This window comes from Candidatus Zixiibacteriota bacterium (genome assembly GCA_034003725.1).
In the GTDB taxonomy this organism is placed as follows: Bacteria; Zixibacteria; MSB-5A5; order GN15; family FEB-12; genus WJMS01.
Genome location: JAVEYB010000017.1, coordinates 35,909 through 54,573, shown reverse-complemented (window position 1 = coordinate 54,573; position 18,665 = coordinate 35,909). Strand labels below are relative to the sequence as shown.

Below are 18,665 nucleotides of genomic sequence, written 5' to 3'. Positions count from 1 at the left end.
CCCGATTCCAATCGCTGACTGTTAATCAGTCCGCCACCGGCGGACCGGTTCGAGTCCAGCCGGGGGAGCTTTTCTTTTTCTACCCGATTCCAATCGCTGACTGTTAATCAGTCCGCCACCGGCGGACTGGTTCGAGTCCAGCCGGGGGAGCTTTTCTTTTTCTACCCGATTCCAATCGCTGACTGTTAATCAGTCCGCCACCGGCGGACTGGTTCGAGTCCAGCCGGGGGAGCTTTTCTTTTTCTACCCGATTCGAAACGCTGACTGTTTATCAGTCCGTCACCGGCGGACTGGTTCGAGTCCAGCCGGGGGAGCTTTTCTCCGAATAACTGCTGATCAGCGGTCGGTGAGATATTATCTACGTTTTCGGACCCGACGAAGGGACACCTGCGTCAGCTCAACGATGCTCTTGGGCGGATCCGGAAATTCAATGTCGTCCGAGAATGATTCGCGCACATATCCCTTACTGCCGCCAGTTACCCTGGTAATTCAGGTTCTTCAGAAATTGCTTCAGCGTTTCGTGGTAACTCCATCCAGTAACCAGTGACACCGTCAGCGTGTTGCCTCCGAGATCGCTTCCCCCAGTGTTTCCGTAGTCGACCATACTGTATCGCACGGCGGCGCCCACATACCAGCCCGCGCGTTCGTTGAGGAAAAACCGCTGCCGTACCCCGAAACTCGTGGCCAGCGACCCATGGCTGACCCACTCCTCGGAATCCCCCTCCTCTTCGATGCTGAAAATGACGTCGTAACCAAGCCCGACAAAGATGTCGGTGCTCAGCCTCCGCAGATCAAGAATCTTAAAGCCTGCTTCGCCTCCAAACAACCAGCTGTCAAAATCATCGGTCGATACGATGTGCCCGAGGCTGTCTACGTCGTACTTGTTTTTTGCTCTTTGAAACCGGTACGCGATGACGCCATCGAGCCGCCACCGCTTCGTCTCTCCCCCGATAAGCACGGCCAGCTCTGGGTGCGCACCCAAAAGACGATTCGCCCCCTGTGGGTTCCAGTTCCCAGCCTGCAGGGCAATATTGCCGCGAACGGGAAACTGCAGTTTTGTTCGTTCCACATACTCGTCGTAGTTTCGGCGGAGCGCGGTACCGCGCATGCTGTCCGCCTGAATACTATTGAATGCCTCGTCGAACTCACCGCTGTAGTATCGTCCCAGAACCCGACCCTCTCGATCCAGCATGGAATCGGCAGCCACGTGTCGGGCCAAGTCGAGCTGAAAACTCTCGAAATTCTCGTGCGTGTTATCAATCGGACCCGATGAACCGTACAACAGCGACCACCTGCTCCACCACGACCGGTACTCCCTTTCGGTACGGTGCCAGAGCATTTGAGGGATCGTCGCCGAACCAACCAACGAATCGTCGAACATTCCCTGATTGCTTATGAGGAGTAGTCGCGTTACTTCGAGGTTTGCCGCAGGACCGCACTCTGTCTTGATGTAATCTATAGCGCCAAGCAGCGAGTCCGCTTGATCCTCTTTGTACAGTCGCGGCGCTTCACGCTCGAAATTGTAATGGTACTTCCTACAAGTATTAGGATCGTGCTGAGTCAGGACGTCGTGCCACTGCGAAAGCTCTTCCGGCATTCGCTTGGAAACAGTGGCACATGATACAAGGAAAAGAGCAGCGGCAAGCGCAAGTATCGTGAGACCCGGACGGTAACCCATATGTCACTCCCCTATTGTCAGAAGGTATACAGCGAAGATCAGGAGTTGGATTCAATTGGGCAATGAAAAAAGCGCCCGCAGTTTCCCTAGCCTTTCAATGCCCGGTGCACCACCCACCCAACCCACGACGTCGGAGGCGGAGGCACACTCCATACACAATCTCTGCCCGAGCAATGACTTGCGCGACTTGTCACGTACGGCGATTTCTGCTTGATAAATTGGTGGTTCAGGCCGCTAACTTGTGGTGGGTGGAACAAAAGCGGGGAGAATTGATCGGACAGTCCCCGTAGGGCGGGTCCGTCCTCGAACCCGGCATCTTCTGTCGGTGCGTGGCGTACGTCCCCGTGCGCCACGAACCCTCACGAGTGTTGCGTCACGTGCTAGGCCGCATGTGGCGGGCGGGCGGGCGACACGTCCGGTGGCCCACCTTCTAGGTGGGTTCCCGTGGGACAACTCTATCCCCCCCCACACTTTCCCTACCACCTCGATGGAAAAAATGCCCGGCCCCCCTTAGTAAAGACCCGACTCACACGGAGCGCAAAAATGATGGTACTTCTGTATCGCGACAGATTGTCGAAATCCTGCTCAAACATGGGTTACTCCCATGCCGCATATCTTGATAAGGGGAAGGGGAAGAAATGGGGACCCCCGAAAAATAACAAAACAAACCCATTTCCCCGCAACGTGCAGGACACCAAACTTGTACGACGAAAAAGAGACCGGGAGCAACGGCAGGGATGGTCTGTCTTCAGACCTGCCCGATGGACACGATGCCCGGCGATGTGATCCTACTTCTTGCTGTCTCTGCCCATGCCGTGCCGAACGATTTCCCCCTCGATCATATAGATCACGTCCTCGGCGATATTGGTGGCGTGATCCGCGATTCGCTCCAGATTCCGCGACACGCTCAGAAAACTGATCAGCAGCTCGGCCTGATCCGGGTTGGATTTAATACGATCCTGCACGGTACGATACGCGGTCCGGTGAAAATCATCGATAATGTCGTCGTCGAGTATGACCTGATGGGCCAGCGCGGCGTTCTCTTTGACCAGCGAATCCACGCTGTCGCGCACGAGCTTGACGGCGGCCGCAACCATCGAGCTCACATCAAACGGCGCGGCAATCGCCGGACGGGATGCATTCGCTATGGAGCGCTCCGCGATATTGACCGCGAGGTCGGCGATGCGCTCGAGATCGTTATTGATCTTGAGAACGGCGACAACATATCGGAGATCGGCCGCCACCGGCTGGTGCAGCGCCAGGATTTTCAGGCAGTCTTCCTCGACCTCGACCTCCTGCATGTCGATTTCCGGATCGCCGTCGATCACCTGCCCCGCCAACTTCGTATCGCGCTCGGCAACCGCCCGGACCGCTTTCTGGAGATTTTCTTCCACCATCGCCGCCAGCAGGAGGATGCGTTTTTTCAGTCGTTCGATTTCGCTCTGGAAATGTTTGGTCATACCTGCAACTTTCCCGGCTCTTATCCGAACCGGCCTGTAATATAATCTTCGGTCTTTTTGACGGACGGTCGCGTGAACATCTGTTTGGTCTCACCCGCTTCGATCAGTTTTCCTTCGAAGAAGAAGGCGGTGAAATCCGAGACGCGTGCCGCCTGCTGCATGTTGTGGGTGACAATAACGATCGTATAACTGTTTTTCAGCTCGGCGATCAGATCCTCGATCCGCGCGGTCGAGATTGGATCGAGAGCCGACGCCGGTTCATCCATGAGGATGACCTCGGGGCGTACCGCGAGCGCCCGTGCGATACACAGGCGCTGCTGCTGGCCGCCGGAGAGCATAAACGCGCTCCGATCGAGCTTGTCCTTGACCTCGTCCCACAACGCCGCCCGCCTGAGCGCATCTTCGACTACTTCGACGATCAACTGCTTGTCCTTGATGCCGTTGACACGAAGACCGTACGCCACGTTGTCGAAGATCGACTTGGGAAAGGGGTTCGACTTCTGGAAGACCATTCCCACGCGCGTTCGGAGCTGCGACGGATCCGTGAAATCGCGGTAGACGTTACGACCGTCAAGCAGCACGGTTCCATCAAGCCGCGCGCCGGGGATGGTCTCGTTCATGCGGTTGAGCGAGCGAAGAAACGTGGATTTGCCGCAGCCCGACGGCCCGATCAGCGCGGTCACGCGGTGTTCCAGCATATCCAGGGAGACGTCGTGCAACGCCTGCAGCTTCCCGTAGAAAAAGCGAAGTCCGACGGCGCTCATCTTGACCCGGGGTTGGATATCCGTGTCCGTCGCTGCGCTCCGCTGTTCGGTGTTGTTCACTGAGTACTCATGCGGCATGGGATCGACTCTTTCTCATTCGTGAACGAATCAGCACCGCCACCGAATTCAGCGCGAATGTCAGCAGCAGCAGTACGAGGACCGTTCCGAACAAAATCGGCTTGGTCGCTTCGATATCGGGCGACTGGGTCGCCATCACGTAAATATGGTAGCCCAGTTCCATAAACTGGTCGTTGAGCTTGGTCGGAAGGTACGGCAGGTAGTAGGCCGCACCCGTAAACATGATCGGCGCGACCTCGCCCGCGCCGCGCGATATCGCCAGTATGGCGCCGGTGAAGATTCCGGGCATCGCCTGCGGGATAATCACACGCCAGATCGTCTGCAGCCGCGTCCCGCCGAGGGCGTAACTGGCTTCTTTCAGTTCGCGCGGGATCGTCTTGAGCGCCTCTTCGGTCGAGACAATGACGACCGGCAGGGTCAGCAAGGCGAGCGTCGACGCCGCCCAGATTATGGCCGGCTGACCCCACACGGGCCCGGAACCTTCAAAGAAAAGCGAGTCAAGCCCCCCTCCGATAAATCCGATGAAGAACCCCAGCCCGAACAGGCCGAATACAATCGACGGCACACCCGCCAAGTTGTTTATGGCGACGCGGATCAGGCGGGTCAGGCGTGAGTCCGGCGAGGTGTACTCCTGCATGTAGATAGCGGTCATCACGCCGATCGGGACCACCGCAATCACCATCAGCAGCACGAGCGCGACCGTGCCGAATATTGCGGGGAAGACGCCGCCGCCTTCCATTCCGTCTTCCGGAGGACTCGACAAAAAGTCCCAGGTGATTGTGCCGGCGCCGCCCCACACAATACTGCCCATGATGATCGCCAGGATCAGCAGAATGAGTATGGCTGCGGTGAACGTAAGTCCCCGCGGGATCATACCCGAGGATTTCGGCGAAAACGGCAGCGCGTCGACCGGCGCCGGATTGTCCCGAATGAACGCACGCGTTACCGTCATCGCGACCTTCCCTGCAGCCTTTCCTTCAGCCGGACGAGCACCATGTCGCCCGCAAGGTTGACGACGAAGGTGAAAACAAACAGCAGCGAGCCGATGAAAAAGAGCACCGTATAGTGCGTGTCACCGAACACAACCTCGGCAAGCTCGGCGGCGATGGTGGCGGAGAAGGTGCGGATAGATTCGACAAAGCTGCCCGATATGATAGCGGCGTTGCCCGACGCCATCAGGACGATCATCGTCTCGCCGATGGCCCGACCGAACCCCAGCACGATCCCGGCCGCAATCCCGGGCATGGCCGCCGGCAAAACCATGGTGATCGACACCTGCCACGGGTTGGCTCCGAGTGCGACGGCGGCGTCACGCAGCGAACGAGGGACCGACGTCATCGCGTCCTCGGCGACCGTAAATATGATCGGCACAACCGCCAGCCCGAGCGCGATACCGGCGTTTATCGCGTTGAGGCGAAAGACGAATCCAAACGTGCTCTGAAGAAAACTCGCGAGGATCATGAGCGCAAAGAAGCCGAGTACAACCGAGGGAATCGCGGCGAGCATCTCGATCGCGGGCTTGATAATCTCGCGGGTGCGGTGGCCGGCGAATTCCGACGAGTAGATGGCCGCCCCGACACCGAGGGGAATCGCCACGAGCATGGCGATGATTGCCGCCTTGAGCGTTCCGAGCAGCAGCGGGAACAGCGAGTATTTCGGCACCTCGGAGTTCGGCTGCCATGACCACTTCGGATCACGCCCTTCGTAGTACTCCTGCTTGAACGTCATTTTATGCAGGCTGGCCTCCTCCTGCACCTCGGCATCGGTGAAGACCGGGACCGCCTCCTTGAAAATGAAAACGAAGATCAGCAGGATGCTGAACAATGCGACCAGGGCGTTAACGGCGATGAATTTCTCCCCGAGAAACTCACGCCAGCGGGATTTAGGTTTAAACTTCAGTTCGCGCATGACGCCGGATAACTTTCACACCAGGCGGAGCGGGGCGCCCGGCCCCGCTCCGATGGTTCAAGTATTGAACGACTCTGCGAAGACGTCGAGTCGTCGTTCGCGACTATTTCACCACATTGGCTGCGGCTTTGTCTTTCGGCAGCGGGACGTAGTCCATATCAGCCGCGACTTTCTGGCCCTCCTCGGAGAGCGCCCAGTTCACCAGCTTTTTGAGCTCGCCTTCGGGCTTGGCAGCGAAGAACCAGTAGAGGTCGCGCGAAATCGGGTAGGTGCCGTTCGACACCGCCTCCATGGTCGGTTCGATCGCCGGATCATTGTCGCCCTTGCGCACCGCCGCGTACTTCACGCCCGTGGCCCACGCAATACCGCCGTAGCCGATACCATTCGGATCCTTCGACACCGCGTTCACCACGGCTGCCGTGCCGGGAAGCGTCTGAGTAAAGTCGGAGAAGTCCTCTTCGTCAAGGACGTGCTCCTTGAAGAAAGCGTACGTGCCCGAGTTGTTCTCACGACCGTACACGATAATGCGGGCGTCCGGGCCGCCGACCTCTTTCCAGTTCGTGATCGCGCCGGTATAAATGCCTTTCAGCTGCGCGAAACTGAGCTCGGTGACGGGATTCTTCTCATGAAGAAACACAGCGATACCGTCGAGCGCCACCGAGACCCGGTAGGCCTTCAGCCCCTTTTCTGCAGCGAGCTTGTTTTCTTTTTCCTTCATGTCGCGCGAAGACTGGCAGACATCGGTGGCGCTGTTCAACAGCGCTGCAATACCGGTTCCCGATCCTCCCCCCGACACCTGAATGATGGCTCCGGGGTTCTTCTCCATGTACACTTCGGCCCAGCGCTGACCGAGACGGACCAGCGTATCGGACCCTTTGATGGTAATCGCGCCTCCTGCGACCGCCATCGCGCCCAGGACCATGAGCGCCGCACCAGCAATCATCAACTTCTTCATATCGTTTCCTCTATCCTTGTGTTTCCGGTATTGAGGATACACGCTCCCTGACAAATCATTCGCACGTGATCACACTATTAACAGTAGACTAATATTGTTCAGAACTTCACCTGCAGATCCACCTGCAGCCTCGTGAAGTCGGTCGGCGACTGGGCCTCCAGCCCAATTTCATTCACGAAGTAAGTGACTCCGAAAGTCGTGTTCCGGGCCAGTTGCAGGTTACCGCCGAACTCGTGCCCGCGAGCGTCGGTGCCGCCTTCACGGAAATCCGAATCGGTGAATATGCCCACCACGGCGTCCGCTTCGACCCGCCGGTAGTTATAGCGCAACTCCCATGATCCCGGAGCCTTGGTTTTGCCGAGCGCGAACCCGACCAGCCAGCCTGTGCTGAGGCTGTCGGCAGCAGTGTTGGTCACGAAATCGCCCATGACGGTCAGGGGATACGTACCCAGCGAATGCTTGAACTCGATGAAGGCCTCGACCAGTTCGAATTCGGTCGAATAGCCGGTTGTCGTGTCACTGCCGTTCACAAATGACGATTGCGTGTTACCGTAAGGATCCTCGTCGTCGTAGAACGGCGCGAATCCCTTACTGTTGACGTAACTGTACAACCCGGCGCCCACCGCGACGCTGCTCTTTTTCTCGGCGAAGTGAAAGCGTGCAACACCTTCGGCGGCGCCCATCCAGGAGTCATCGCCCGTTGAACGCTCGTCGATCCACAGCCCCGCGCCGATAAGCGAAACCGATACGTCGTCAATGTCACGCTGCCAGTTAAGCGCACCGCCTTCCGGATTCAGGTCCGAATCCCAGAGCAATTCCGACGACCCCGGTTTGAAAAACGGGTTACCCATTTTGCCGGCGGTCAGGGTCACACCCGGAAGTTTTGGATGCGTGGTCTCGATATAGGCCAGATCAATCCCGATGCTCTTGGTCGAAAACGCGTCGTCGAGCGTCTGGTTGGTTGACACCGGGTCACTTGATCCGGACGCCAGTTGAACTCCGACCGTCGTGTACTCGGAGACCTCGCCGGTCACACCAAGGCGGGCGCGCACCCGATGGCGGTGGCGTGCGTCGCTGTCGTCCGTGTCCAGCATTTCATGGCGATACCGGAAATCGCCCTTGACCGTAACTTTCTCCCACCAATCGGCAGCGTGTGTGTCACCGTGTGCGGCCAGGCAGATGGCTGCGACCGACAAGGCAACGGCGGCATTCAGCCGGCGTGTGCTTCCCATTGTAATCGTTTTCCCTCATGTGAAATGTTCCTCACGTGCCTGCAACGGAACAGAACCGAGGGATTGTTAGGATTGTGTTAGCGTTTGGTTTTTGTTCAGCTAGAATTCAGACAACCGGCGACTGGTAGCCAGCGCCATGTGACTCAGCTGATTAATCCAATCGAGCGGAGCCGGGGACATGAATACGGAACGTGCTGCCCGCCCCGGCTTTACTTTCTACCGTGGCCATGCCGCCGTGTGCCTGCGCGATGTGTTTGACGAGCGCAAGCCCGAGCCCGGTTCCGCCGGTGGCACTGCTCCGGGAGGAGTCCACCCGATAGAAACGCTCAAACAGCCTCGGCAGATGGCGCGGCTCGATCCCAACGCCGTCATCGGATACGCTGATAACGAGGACATCCTTGAGGACTTCTGCACGCACGGTTACGTTTTTGAGCGTTTCGCCGTGCCGTACCGCGTTTTCTATGAGATTACCCACCGCCTGTTCGAGCCGCTGCGGCAGGATGTCCCACTCAAGATCCGGATCACATTCGCACGTAATCACCACCGACCGACCGCTCGCCAGCTCGTGGCGCGACTCGATAGCCTGCTCGAGAACTTCCCGGACCTTGTGACGGCTCAGTTCCAGTCTGACGTGTTCCGTATCGTTTTCGATTCGCGCCAGTGCAAGAAGATCGTCGACCAGCGCATTCAGCCGCGTGGCATGCTTCAGGATAATCGAAAGAAAGCGCTGCACATCCGGGCCATACTGGTCGCCGCTTTCCAACAGCGTCTCCGCATAGCCCGTGATGGCGGTGATGGGGGTTTTCAGTTCGTGCGATACATTGGCGACGAAGTCGCGGCGGGTCCGTTCCAGCTTGCGAAGCGTGGTGACATCGTTGAAGACGATCACCTGCCCGATCCGGGTGCCGTAACTGTCGCGAAGGGCAGCCACGTGAACGCTGAGATGCTGCTCCCGCGGCCCGGCCGGCGTGATATCGCCGGCCACGACCTCATCGCTGTGCGCCGCCCGGCTGATCAGGTCTTGAAGCCCGGGGACGCGAACGACGCCGAGGACCGGCTGCCCGATCGCCTGATCGGCACTCACGCGCGCCATCTCACAGGCGGCGCGGTTGATCGTGACGATCCTGTCGTTTAGATCGATCGCCACGACCCCTTCCGACATGCTGGCGAGAATCGCCTCGCGTTCGTTGCGCTGCTCGGCGGTCGTGCGAAGGCGGGCATCGAGCTGCTCGGCCATGTTGTTCATCGACTCGGCGACCGCCGCGATTTCCAGCGTGTTGGGAATCGCCAGGCGCGTATCAAGGTGCCCCGACGCCATCTTCTCGGCTCCCGCCCGGAGCTCCTCGAGCGGACGAGTCAGGCGCCGGAAAATGTAAAACGTGATTCCTGTCGCCGCCAGCAGTACGGCGAGCGCGGCCGCTGCCAGCCGCCGGTACAACCGCGAAAGCGCCCCTTCGACCTGTGAGAGCGCGTGCGAGGTTCTCACCACCGCCTCGACCTGGTTGTCGACAATGACAGGCACCGCGACATACATCAGCCGCGTCTGCAGGGTGTTGCTGAAGCGCGTTTGCACGCCGACGTCGCCCGCGAGCGCCTGCAGGATCTCGGGGCGACGCCCGTGGTTCTCCAGCGCGGACGGATCCTGTTCCGAGTCGCCGAGCACCACACCGCCCGTGTCAATCACCGTTACCCGCGTGTCGCTGAGCGCGCCCAGACGGCGCACCTGCGCTTGGACCGACTCACCGTCGGCCGAAAGAAGCGCGGGGCGAACTTGTTCGATGATTATGCGTGCGCGTGTTTCGAGCGTCTGCGCCGACTCCGCGAGGTACAACTGCTCCATTTCGTGCGACGCATACCATCCTGCGATGGCGAGCGACGCAAGGATGACGGCAAGATAGTATGGATAGATCCGCCAGAGCAGACGTCGACGGGTCATTGGCCCGGCTCCTTTCCTAACGCCGAAGGTGCGCGACTGGCGGGAATATAGAGCGGGCGCCCTGCAGGCGCAACCTCCGGCAGCGTCGATTGGAGGATTACCAAGATGTCGCCGGCCCGCTCAGATAGCCGACCGCCGGCTGGCGATCAGCGTTCATGCTGACGGTCAACGGGAGGCCACCGGTCACATGGGGAACGTCGATGACATGCAGCACCTCGCACGCCCCGGCGAACTGGGGCCCGATGCGGGCAGGCTGCTTTTCATCGCCGCACAAAAACGACCGGTTGAACCCAATATCCGGATCGTCGGGGTACGGCGGCAGGTAGCGAATACTGGCTTCGACCAGATCATGGAACAAGTGGGTGCCAAAAGAGAGTTCCGGCAGGTACTGGCCCTTCTGGAAGGCGCTTTCGATCCGCATGGACGTGTTGTTGATATCGCAGCAGCCCGCCGGCACGCCCAGCTCATGGACCAGACTGATCTATTTTGGATTGCCGCTCCGCCATCGATCCGTTATATTGCACGCGCTCCCCGGACAGAGACGTCAACGGTGTCACATCGGTTGAAGCAGTCCGACCACCGGGGGAACGCCTAGACTTTCGGAGAGCCAGCGTGAATTCACCGTTTGTACGAAAGGCCGGACGAGGGCCTGCCATTGTCTGTTTGCATGCCAGCACCGGATCATCCAGGCAGTGGACCCTGCTGATGGATCGGCTGGCCGAACGCTACCAGGTCGTGGCCCCGGACTTGTATGGCTACGGGCAGTCGCCGATGTGGCCTGAAGGTCGGCTGCTGAGTCTCGACGCCGAAGTCGAGCAGCTTGCCCCGGTGCTGGACTCGATCTCCGGACCGTTTCATTTGATCGGCCATTCCTACGGCGCCGCGGTTGCGTTCAAACTCGCCCTGACCTGCCCCATGCGGATACGAAGTGTTGTCGTGTTCGAACCGGTCCTGTTTAATCTGCTGTTTACGATGAAAGAGACGCAGCCGGCCGCGCAGGAGATCTGGGCCGTTCGCGACGATGTACGGACGCTCGTGCACGCGGGTCAAACCGAGCGGGCGGCTCTCCGTTTTATCGATTACTGGTCCGGTCCCGGCGTGTGGGATCAGTTGCCCGCCTGGCAGCGGGAGGCAATCGCCAAACGGATGGTGAAGGTGGTCTCGGATTTCGACGCCGCCTTCGGCAATCCGACACCGCTGGAGGCCTATCGCGACCTCGACATCCCCACGCTCTATTTGTACGGTCTGGAGTCACCAGCATCCACGCAGGAAATCGCTCAGTGGCTCGGCGGGAATCTCCCCCGCGCCGAGGTTCGGGGCCTGTTGGGGATGGGCCACATGGGACCAGTCACCCACGCCGAGCAGATTACGGAACTGATCGTACGGTTTATCGATAACCAGCCTCGGGGTATTCTGGTGCACCAGCTTCGCCGAACGCTGAAGCGGCATATGGAATCGTAGATCATCAGACTCCTGTCAGTCGATTTCCAAGTCACAGCACGAGGGGGTTTATTGGGCGATGGAAAAGCTTGACGTCTCGCTCAACCAATTGTATACTTATCAATAGATATTAACAGGTGATCTAAATCCCTGTCTCTCATTCACGGGGGGTGTGATGTCACGTACATTCCTTCTATTTGCAGTACTAGCAGTTGTTGTTGCTTTGGCGTGCTCGTCAGGTACAAATCCCTATGACCGGAGTAGTACGTACATCGGTATAACCGACTACCCGGTGGCGGATATCGGAGATTTCCAGCACTTCATACGCACCGGATGGTTGCCGGGTATCGAGGACTTCATCGATGGTGACCTGAATCTTGGGGAACCGTTTTTCGACCTCAACGGAAACGGTGTATACGACCGGGGGATCGATGTTTTTGTCATGTCCCCGGATCCATCGATCAATCAGGACGTGAATCACAGCGGTGTGTACGATGGCCCCGAGTCCTATTGGGAGCCGCCTATCCCGTGGGATGATATTAACGGTAACGGCACGTTTGACTACAAAAACTCCCGGCATGATCCCGGGGAACCATTTGTGGATTACAACGACAATGGCATACGAGATGAGATTATCGCCGACACGCAAATGTATATAACGCGCGCGACCGAAGAACCGGTCGGCGGAGGATGGATTGCGACGGCTTGGGAGATACTCGACTCCACCCACCTCTTTGTGTCGGAATCAGGCAAACTTATAAAAGGGCCTGAGCGTTCACCGTACACGTGGGACGGACAGCAAAACCGTCCGGCACGGGTATTTGGTTTTCACTTTCGCAAGTCCGATTCCGGGGTAGTGTGTGTTATTGACGCCGCCCTTTTCAGGGATACATTGTTGCTTCCCTTGACCGGCAATAGTGACTCAGTTCGGACACATTCTGTTGTTTACGCGGGCTGGGCGCACAATGCGCAGGATACCATCTCGTTCACGCGCACGGTTTCCGATGGGGCAACTCTGGACACCCCGTTTGGACGCTACGAGGGCTGCCTGAAGATTGCGTTCGAGTCCCCGCACTCCAGCGACACAACCATCGCAAACTACTTTGCAGAATCGTTTATTGAATTCTGGATCGATAGAGACAAGGGGCTGGTGGCAATCTACTCAGACCGGATCATACACTTGACCAAGGAAGTGTTTTTGGCACGACGGTATGACAGCCTCCCCCTGCCGATGACCCCATAGTTGAGACTTCTGCAGTCGGCCAGTAGACAGGAAGGTGCCCTACGCACGTCTCGGTCAGTCGCCCATGATCACGTGCTGCATCCACACGTTCGGCTCGATATAAAGTCCTAAGTCTCGCTCTCGGTCCATCTGTACCGGAACCAGCGCCAGCGGTACGACATACGGTCCGCTCTCCGGGAAGGACAGCCCGATCCAGTTCTCCCACTGAGCGATTGTCCCCGTGATTCGCATCGACTCTCCACACACACCGACCGTCTTCGCGCCCAACCGGGCATGAACGCGCATCCAGGCATCGAAGGGAAGACCTTCATTGTTAGTCCAATGGATATAGCGTTCGATGGGGGTCAGTGGATACATGTGTTTCTGGTTGGGGCGCACGGGCGCAAAGAGTGAACGACAGCCGTGCCTCCTGCCGATATCCAGCATGGCCTGAACTGCCGAGCCGGACAGGGCGCGGCCACGTAGTCCCGGGTCGACCACAATTTGCAGGGCAAACTGGCAGATGCCCTGACCTTCAAATGGCGGCGGGTTGTCGAATGCGGCTGGGAGGATCCAGTCGATACCGCCCGCCGGAAGATCCTCCGGCCTCCCATCCCATACCAGCGGCACGCTGTTGCCCATAGCCACGATCCGCTCGGTATCGGGCTCGACAAGGACAAATTGGTACTCAGGGTACACCTCGTAGAGGCGCATCCAGTAGCGCTCCACAAGATTGTCCTGCATCATAAAGGTTGGCCAGGCGGCCGATGGAAGTCGCTGGGCGGCGGATATCAAATCCGGTCGCTGATCCATAGTGATGATGGTGTGCGTCGTGTCAGTCATAGCGCCGCAAAGAAAGGAGCCATAGCCCCGTGGTCAAGCGCATTTTCCTGTCACCGCCCACGCGGTCAGCGAGGCGGCACGACGGAGAAACAGCTCAGGGAGGAGTAGTCGATTCTATCGTACGCCGTTCACGTGCCGGAACATAAAAAAGGCCGCGGCGACCAGACACAGCCCGGCCCACAGGAAGTCCAGTGTCAGCTTCTCCTTGAAGTAGAAGGTCGCGAAACCGGCGAACACGGTCATCGTGATGACTTCCTGCATGACTTTCAGCTGGCCCAGTGAATAATGTACGGCGCCGATCCGGTTGGCCGGAACCTGCAGCGTGTATTCGAAAAACGCGACCCCCCAGCTTATCAGAACGACAAACAGAATCGGCTTCGCCCGAAGGTCTCTCAGGTGGCCGTACCAGGCATATGTCATGAAAATATTCGACCCGATCAACAGCAACACAGGCATCAACCGGTCCATGCACAAACTCCAGTCCGAAGGTTCCGATTAGAGCCGGGATAGGGTGATGCGAATCAACGCCAAAGTCAAGCGGATTTGTGTTCCCGTCGAATCCTCATCGACCGGCCAGCTTGGCCTTGATTCGGTCCGATGTCAGGTGCTTGACGACATCGACTGCCTGGCAGGAGTTGTCGCCATAGTCGACCTCGACGCGACCGATCTTTTTTGCCGCCGCAAGCGCTCGCGTGTGCAGCTTCTTCGATCGGCAGCCGATCGCGTACAGGGCGTTGTTCATGGCGTCGCGGACGAAGTTTTCCTCGGATTGCAGGCCCTGCTCGATGGTCTCGATATGAGGCTCGAAGTATGAGTCGGGCAGGGACTTATCCTTGCCGGCCAGGCCCGCCAGCAACAGGTAGCCGCAGCGTCGCCGGACATGGTCTTCACTCCCAATCCACTCCTCGCACTTGGCCCGGCGAAACGGCACCCCCGACATTAATGACTGGCAGTACGAATGGGCCATCAGCCAATAGCCGACCTCGGACACCTGTCGTTCCACCTGCTGTTCGGTCACCTGCGAGTGGTCTTCTACTAGTGTCGCCATGACTTTGCAGTCAAAGTTTTTCTCCTCCCACATCTGGAGCGCCAGCGTGTGGTCCCGGCCGATCTGCTTTGCCAGTTTTTTCAGAGTGGTGAGTCCGATTCCATACGAACTCCACTCTCCGCCGGTCGGGTCGATCCGCTTCCAGGCCGCGACTCCACGCTCGTTGCTGTTCTTCTTCAGCAGAGCAATCACATCCTTTTTTGTCATACTGATTCTTCCACTATCTGTGGTTGTCGTTCACGCCCGGGATTGGATGATCAAACGAAACGAACTGCTACTCGGCTCTCAGCGCCTGGACCGGATCCACACGGGCGGCCCGCGCCGCGGGATAAAAGCCGGCCAGCACACTCACCAGCGTGCCGAACACGAGCGCGAGGGCAATCAGCCAGATCGGCAGTGCGAACAATTCCACCGGCTCAATCCCCTCATTTTCCATCACCGCCTGCGCGACTGCGGAAACCAGCCGCGTGATCAGCCAGCCGAAGACGATGCCGAGAACCGCCCCGCTGACACCGATGACCCCGGATTCGACCAGAAAGATCAACCGGATGTCGGCCGCGGCCGCTCCCAGCGACTTGAGCATACCGATCTCTCGGGTCCGCTCGATAATCGACATGATCATGGTATTCGCAATACCCAGCGAGGCGGTCACCAGGGCGATCAACCCGATCATACCAAGCCCAAGGTTGAAATACAACATGACTCGCCGGATTTCCTTGAACTGCTCCGCAAAACTGAAGGTCTCGAACCCCATCGCCTTGACCGAATCACGGATCGCTTCATACGATGCCGTCGGGGCCATGACGATAGTCGCCTGGCTGTAGGTCCGGCGGTCCGAGGCGGAGGTCGAGAGTGAAATCTGCCCCGATGCCAGCGCGGTGAGCATGGCGGTTGGATTCGCCGCATTGAATCCGCCGCCGGAGAGAGCGCGTGCGGTCGCCGCCGGCAGGATGATCGGTTTGACCCGGACGTGCCCCCGGTCGTGACCGGCAAGCACACCGACAACCGTCAGTGTCTCGGCGACCGGCACAGTCGCGCGCAGGTAGCCGTCGAAAAACCGTTTCAGCGCTCCCCCCAGCTCCGCCTGCATGACGCTGTCACGATACTCGGCGAACTGGAGCCTCCTGAACTCTATCGATCGAATGCGCCGCTCCAGATTCCCCTCACCCAGATCGAGCATGTGGACGAGTGCGCTGTCCATCACCGACCGCTGAACGCCCACAATCAACGACGTACCCAGCACCTGTGACGCCGTGTCGATACCCAGATCATGCACCAGCTCCGCAGTGACCATCGCCTCAGCGGCGGTATCCGATGCAAAGGTGTGACCCGCTGACAGGTCGGAGAACAACGGCGTGCGCAGCGCCGTTGAAGTCAGCGCCTGCGCCGACGACACGAACTGGGTGTCCGCAAGCCGGATGGTGACATCAAACGCGTCGTACGGATAGACCAGCGAAACCCCGTCGATTTCGCCCAGCACCGTCAACATGGAATCGGTGAGGTCAACGGCAGCTGTGCTGTCGGCGGCTTCAGCCGGTCGAACGATTACCATGGAAAACAACCCGAGACGGTCAAACTGCTCCTGCACGTATTGCTGATTGCCGGCTCCGAACGACAGCATCGACACAAACGCCGCGATTGCTATCACGACCCCCGCGATCGTCAATGACGTGCGGAGTTTCATGCGGCGAAGGTTGCCGGCCGCGATGTCGATCATGTCGCGAAACGTCATGGATTGGCTCCCCCATCGGTGCGGCTGTCGTCGACCACCGTCCCGTAGTGCATGCGCACGATCCGCCGGGCACATCGGGTCGCGAGGTCGCGGTCGTGCGTCACCAGAATCACCGTCAGTCCACCGGCATTGCGGTCCATCAGTAACCGGGCTATCCGGTTGGCGTTTTCGTAATCGAGATTACCGGTCGGCTCATCGGCAAAAAGCATATCGGGTTCCTTGACGAGAGCCCGGGCGAGCGCCACGCGCTGCTGTTCGCCTCCGGACAAGTCTGCCGGGAGGTGGTCAAAACGGTCGCCGAGTCCGAGTTCGGTCAATAGACGCGCGGCCCGGTCCCGCCGCTGACGGCGCGGGGTGCCGTTGAGGTAAAGCGCCAGTTCGACATTGGCCAGCGCGTTTCGATGCGACACGAGATTGAAGGTCTGAAAGACCATCCCCACCCGCAACGCCCGATACCGTGCCAGCTCCCGCGCGGACAAATCGCCCAGCCGGGTATCACCGGCAAATACGTCGCCCGATGTCGGCGTGTCGAGCCCCGCGAGCAGATTGAGCAACGTCGATTTGCCCGAACCCGATGCACCCAGCAGCGCCACAAACTCGCCCCGCTCCACCGAAAGCGACACCCCGTCGACCGCGCGTACTTCCTGCGGGCCGCGGCGATAATAACGGGTCAGGTTGTCCGCCCGAAGAATCGGGGTACTCTGCGTCACGAGTCGTCCTCTGAAGACATCATCCGATAGAACATGGTTGGGAACCGGTCACGTGCCGGAACCGCCGCAATGGCTATTTTAACAGCAACATCTTGCGTGTGTCAACGATGTCGCCCGCCGTCAGCCGGTATAAGTACACGCCGCTGGCGGATGCCGTTCCGTCCCATGTTACCTCGTAGGACCCGGCCGGAGCGGTTTGATCGAACAGCACCGCTACCCGTTCGCCGAGTATGTTGTAGACGGCGACCGACACATGCGTCCGAATCGGGACGCTGAATCCGATCGTGGTCGCCGGATTGAAGGGATTCGGGAAATTCTGCTGCAACTCAAACGCCTGCGGCAGACCTGCCGGGTCGTCGACAATCGACGTCGGAGTGCAGCCGACTCCGTACGCGCCGATCGGCACGCCGCCTGCACCGCCCGTGGCGCACGCCGACGACGACAGCAGCGTCAGATCCATCGCAGCCGTGTCGCAAAACATCGGATCCGCACTGATATTGCCGTCCTCACCGAGATTGTCCGCGATACAGCCGTAGTAATTGCGGACATTTCCATATACGTTGCAGTAGTTGAGCAGGATAGTCACCGAGTCGGTAATCGAGCAAAAGGCCGCGTCACCGCGATTGAAGACGATCATCGTGTTTCGCGGAACTACATACGTATCGCCGAGCGCCTGCATCCCGTAGGCGTTCCCGTAAAAAGTGCACCGCTCGACCTGCATGCTTTGATACCCGTACACGACACTCAGCCCGCCCGACTCGTTGCGCGCGAAAACGCACCGCTGCAACCGGGCGCTGCCGCCCACCAGGTCAAACACCGCCCCGCCCCCCGTATTCTCGTCGAACATGCAGTCGGATACGATAGCGCCATGAACGTCGGAAACGGCCCCGCCGCGACTCGCGGCATGATTCCGGGTAAACCGCGATGCACGAATAACGGGCCGGCCGAGCCCATCGATTGCCCCGCCGCGGTATGCCTCGTTATCAATGAAGGTGCAGGAATCAATTGTCGGCGCCCCCTGATATCCACCGATTGCACCGCCCAGCGAAGCGTAGTTATCCTCGAAGACTGAGTTTCGAATGGTGGGAGCGGTACGGTTTATATATATCGCGCCGCCCGTATCGGCGTACCCGTTGACTATCCGAAAACCATCGATAACGGTAAGAGAGTCCTCCCCGGAATCGAAAATGAACGCGCGATGTTCATCACCCGGATTGCCCTGGCAGTCGATCGTCACACCAGCCGCGCCGAGACCGGACTGGAACACGATTCCCTTGCCGTCGGCGGTTACATCGCGATTACCGTACCCGCTCAAATACGGCGCGGTAACATAGATGGTATCGCCGGTCGCCAACGAGTCCACCGCCTCCTGCAGATTCGTAAATTCGCCGGGGACGAATACCAGTCGCCCCTGGGCGGTTGCACAAAGGACCGCCGTCACCAGACCGACAATCATAATGCTTACCTGTCGCACCGGCTTCTCCATTCGCTTGCGTTTTCGTAGCGGGTCGCCCCTTAAGATAACACCCTAACTGCCATCAACAATTGTATTTACGAAACGAAAGAGGCGGAAGATTCGTTTAACTGCGTTTTGCGATGTCGGTGATGCTGTCGACATGATATCGCAAAGCTGTTTGGAAAAAGACAATTGCCTAGTAT

Annotated in this window: 17 protein-coding genes; 2 read left to right on the top strand and 15 right to left on the bottom strand. The window is 58.8% G+C overall.

The window, feature by feature from the left end:
• Window positions 1–463: 463 nt before the first annotated feature.
• The 9 genes from RBT76_14780 to RBT76_14740 form a co-directional block, all read right to left on the bottom strand.
• Window positions 464–1,678, bottom strand: a complete 1,215-nt coding sequence (locus tag RBT76_14780) for a hypothetical protein (GenBank protein MDX9859049.1) — start codon at window positions 1,676–1,678, stop codon at window positions 464–466.
• A gap of 788 nt (window positions 1,679–2,466) precedes the next feature.
• On the bottom strand, window positions 2,467–3,138 hold the full coding sequence (gene phoU, locus RBT76_14775) for a phosphate signaling complex protein PhoU (protein ID MDX9859048.1): 672 nt from the start codon (window positions 3,136–3,138) through the stop codon (window positions 2,467–2,469).
• Between the two features lie 20 nt (window positions 3,139–3,158).
• Window positions 3,159–3,902 (bottom strand): phosphate ABC transporter ATP-binding protein PstB, encoded by a 744-nt coding sequence (gene pstB, locus RBT76_14770; protein MDX9859047.1) that lies wholly within the window; start codon window positions 3,900–3,902, stop codon window positions 3,159–3,161.
• A 67-nt stretch (window positions 3,903–3,969) separates the two neighbouring features.
• Window positions 3,970–4,854 (bottom strand): phosphate ABC transporter permease PstA, encoded by an 885-nt coding sequence (gene pstA / locus RBT76_14765; GenBank protein MDX9859046.1) that lies wholly within the window; start codon window positions 4,852–4,854, stop codon window positions 3,970–3,972.
• A 74-nt stretch (window positions 4,855–4,928) separates the two neighbouring features.
• Window positions 4,929–5,888 (bottom strand): phosphate ABC transporter permease subunit PstC, encoded by a 960-nt coding sequence (gene pstC / locus RBT76_14760; protein MDX9859045.1) that lies wholly within the window; start codon window positions 5,886–5,888, stop codon window positions 4,929–4,931.
• Between the two features lie 103 nt (window positions 5,889–5,991).
• Complete coding sequence (locus tag RBT76_14755) at window positions 5,992–6,843, bottom strand: phosphate ABC transporter substrate-binding protein (protein MDX9859044.1); 852 nt, start codon at window positions 6,841–6,843, stop codon at window positions 5,992–5,994.
• Window positions 6,844–6,941: 98 nt separating this feature from the next.
• Window positions 6,942–8,075 (bottom strand): putative porin, encoded by a 1,134-nt coding sequence (locus RBT76_14750; protein ID MDX9859043.1) that lies wholly within the window; start codon window positions 8,073–8,075, stop codon window positions 6,942–6,944.
• A 151-nt stretch (window positions 8,076–8,226) separates the two neighbouring features.
• Window positions 8,227–10,011 carry an ATP-binding protein gene (locus RBT76_14745; protein ID MDX9859042.1) on the bottom strand — a complete coding sequence of 595 codons (1,785 nt, stop codon included), beginning with the start codon at window positions 10,009–10,011 and terminating at the stop codon, window positions 8,227–8,229.
• 97 nt (window positions 10,012–10,108) lie between these two features.
• Window positions 10,109–10,468: a hypothetical protein gene (locus tag RBT76_14740; GenBank protein ID MDX9859041.1), complete on the bottom strand. Its 360-nt coding sequence runs from the start codon at window positions 10,466–10,468 to the stop codon at window positions 10,109–10,111.
• A gap of 155 nt (window positions 10,469–10,623) precedes the next feature.
• Here RBT76_14740 and RBT76_14735 point away from each other — a divergent pair, with 155 nt between their 5' ends.
• Together RBT76_14735 and RBT76_14730 are read left to right on the top strand one after the other, a co-directional pair.
• Window positions 10,624–11,472, top strand: a complete 849-nt coding sequence (locus RBT76_14735; GenBank protein ID MDX9859040.1) for an alpha/beta hydrolase — start codon at window positions 10,624–10,626, stop codon at window positions 11,470–11,472.
• Between the two features lie 271 nt (window positions 11,473–11,743).
• The gene (locus tag RBT76_14730; protein ID MDX9859039.1) at window positions 11,744–12,694 is read left to right on the top strand and encodes a hypothetical protein; all 951 of its coding nucleotides are present in this window, start codon (window positions 11,744–11,746) and stop codon (window positions 12,692–12,694) included.
• A gap of 54 nt (window positions 12,695–12,748) precedes the next feature.
• Here the strand turns inward: RBT76_14730 and RBT76_14725 are convergent, their stop codons facing one another.
• The 6 genes from RBT76_14725 to RBT76_14700 all read right to left on the bottom strand — a co-directional run bounded on the left by RBT76_14725 (window position 12,749) and on the right by RBT76_14700 (window position 18,480).
• On the bottom strand, window positions 12,749–13,516 hold the full coding sequence (locus tag RBT76_14725; protein ID MDX9859038.1) for a GNAT family N-acetyltransferase: 768 nt from the start codon (window positions 13,514–13,516) through the stop codon (window positions 12,749–12,751).
• A 114-nt stretch (window positions 13,517–13,630) separates the two neighbouring features.
• Window positions 13,631–13,984 carry a DMT family protein gene (locus RBT76_14720; GenBank protein ID MDX9859037.1) on the bottom strand — a complete coding sequence of 118 codons (354 nt, stop codon included), beginning with the start codon at window positions 13,982–13,984 and terminating at the stop codon, window positions 13,631–13,633.
• Between the two features lie 94 nt (window positions 13,985–14,078).
• Window positions 14,079–14,771 (bottom strand): DNA alkylation repair protein, encoded by a 693-nt coding sequence (locus RBT76_14715; protein MDX9859036.1) that lies wholly within the window; start codon window positions 14,769–14,771, stop codon window positions 14,079–14,081.
• 67 nt (window positions 14,772–14,838) lie between these two features.
• Complete coding sequence (locus tag RBT76_14710) at window positions 14,839–16,296, bottom strand: FtsX-like permease family protein (GenBank protein MDX9859035.1); 1,458 nt, start codon at window positions 16,294–16,296, stop codon at window positions 14,839–14,841.
• Complete coding sequence (locus RBT76_14705) at window positions 16,293–17,006, bottom strand: ABC transporter ATP-binding protein (GenBank protein ID MDX9859034.1); 714 nt, start codon at window positions 17,004–17,006, stop codon at window positions 16,293–16,295. Before RBT76_14705 ends, RBT76_14710 begins: the two co-directional genes overlap by 4 nt.
• 73 nt (window positions 17,007–17,079) lie before the next feature.
• Window positions 17,080–18,480: a right-handed parallel beta-helix repeat-containing protein gene (locus tag RBT76_14700; GenBank protein ID MDX9859033.1), complete on the bottom strand. Its 1,401-nt coding sequence runs from the start codon at window positions 18,478–18,480 to the stop codon at window positions 17,080–17,082.
• Between the last annotated feature and the right edge of the window lie 185 nt (window positions 18,481–18,665).

What these genes read in the sequence shown, in the direction of transcription:
- RBT76_14780 (MDX9859049.1), bottom strand. Translation starts at nt 1,678, where the DNA reads ATGGGTTACCGTCCGGGTCTCACGATACTTGCGCTTGCCGCTGCTCTT.
- phoU (MDX9859048.1), bottom strand. Translation starts at nt 3,138, where the DNA reads ATGACCAAACATTTCCAGAGCGAAATCGAACGACTGAAAAAACGCATC.
- pstB (MDX9859047.1), bottom strand. Translation starts at nt 3,902, where the DNA reads ATGAGCGCCGTCGGACTTCGCTTTTTCTACGGGAAGCTGCAGGCGTTG.
- pstA (MDX9859046.1), bottom strand. Translation starts at nt 4,854, where the DNA reads ATGATCCCGCGGGGACTTACGTTCACCGCAGCCATACTCATTCTGCTG.
- pstC (MDX9859045.1), bottom strand. Translation starts at nt 5,888, where the DNA reads ATGCGCGAACTGAAGTTTAAACCTAAATCCCGCTGGCGTGAGTTTCTC.
- RBT76_14755 (MDX9859044.1), bottom strand. Translation starts at nt 6,843, where the DNA reads ATGAAGAAGTTGATGATTGCTGGTGCGGCGCTCATGGTCCTGGGCGCG.
- RBT76_14750 (MDX9859043.1), bottom strand. Translation starts at nt 8,075, where the DNA reads ATGGGAAGCACACGCCGGCTGAATGCCGCCGTTGCCTTGTCGGTCGCA.
- RBT76_14745 (MDX9859042.1), bottom strand. Translation starts at nt 10,011, where the DNA reads ATGACCCGTCGACGTCTGCTCTGGCGGATCTATCCATACTATCTTGCC.
- RBT76_14725 (MDX9859038.1), bottom strand. Translation starts at nt 13,516, where the DNA reads ATGACTGACACGACGCACACCATCATCACTATGGATCAGCGACCGGAT.
- RBT76_14720 (MDX9859037.1), bottom strand. Translation starts at nt 13,984, where the DNA reads ATGGACCGGTTGATGCCTGTGTTGCTGTTGATCGGGTCGAATATTTTC.
- RBT76_14715 (MDX9859036.1), bottom strand. Translation starts at nt 14,771, where the DNA reads ATGACAAAAAAGGATGTGATTGCTCTGCTGAAGAAGAACAGCAACGAG.
- RBT76_14710 (MDX9859035.1), bottom strand. Translation starts at nt 16,296, where the DNA reads ATGACGTTTCGCGACATGATCGACATCGCGGCCGGCAACCTTCGCCGC.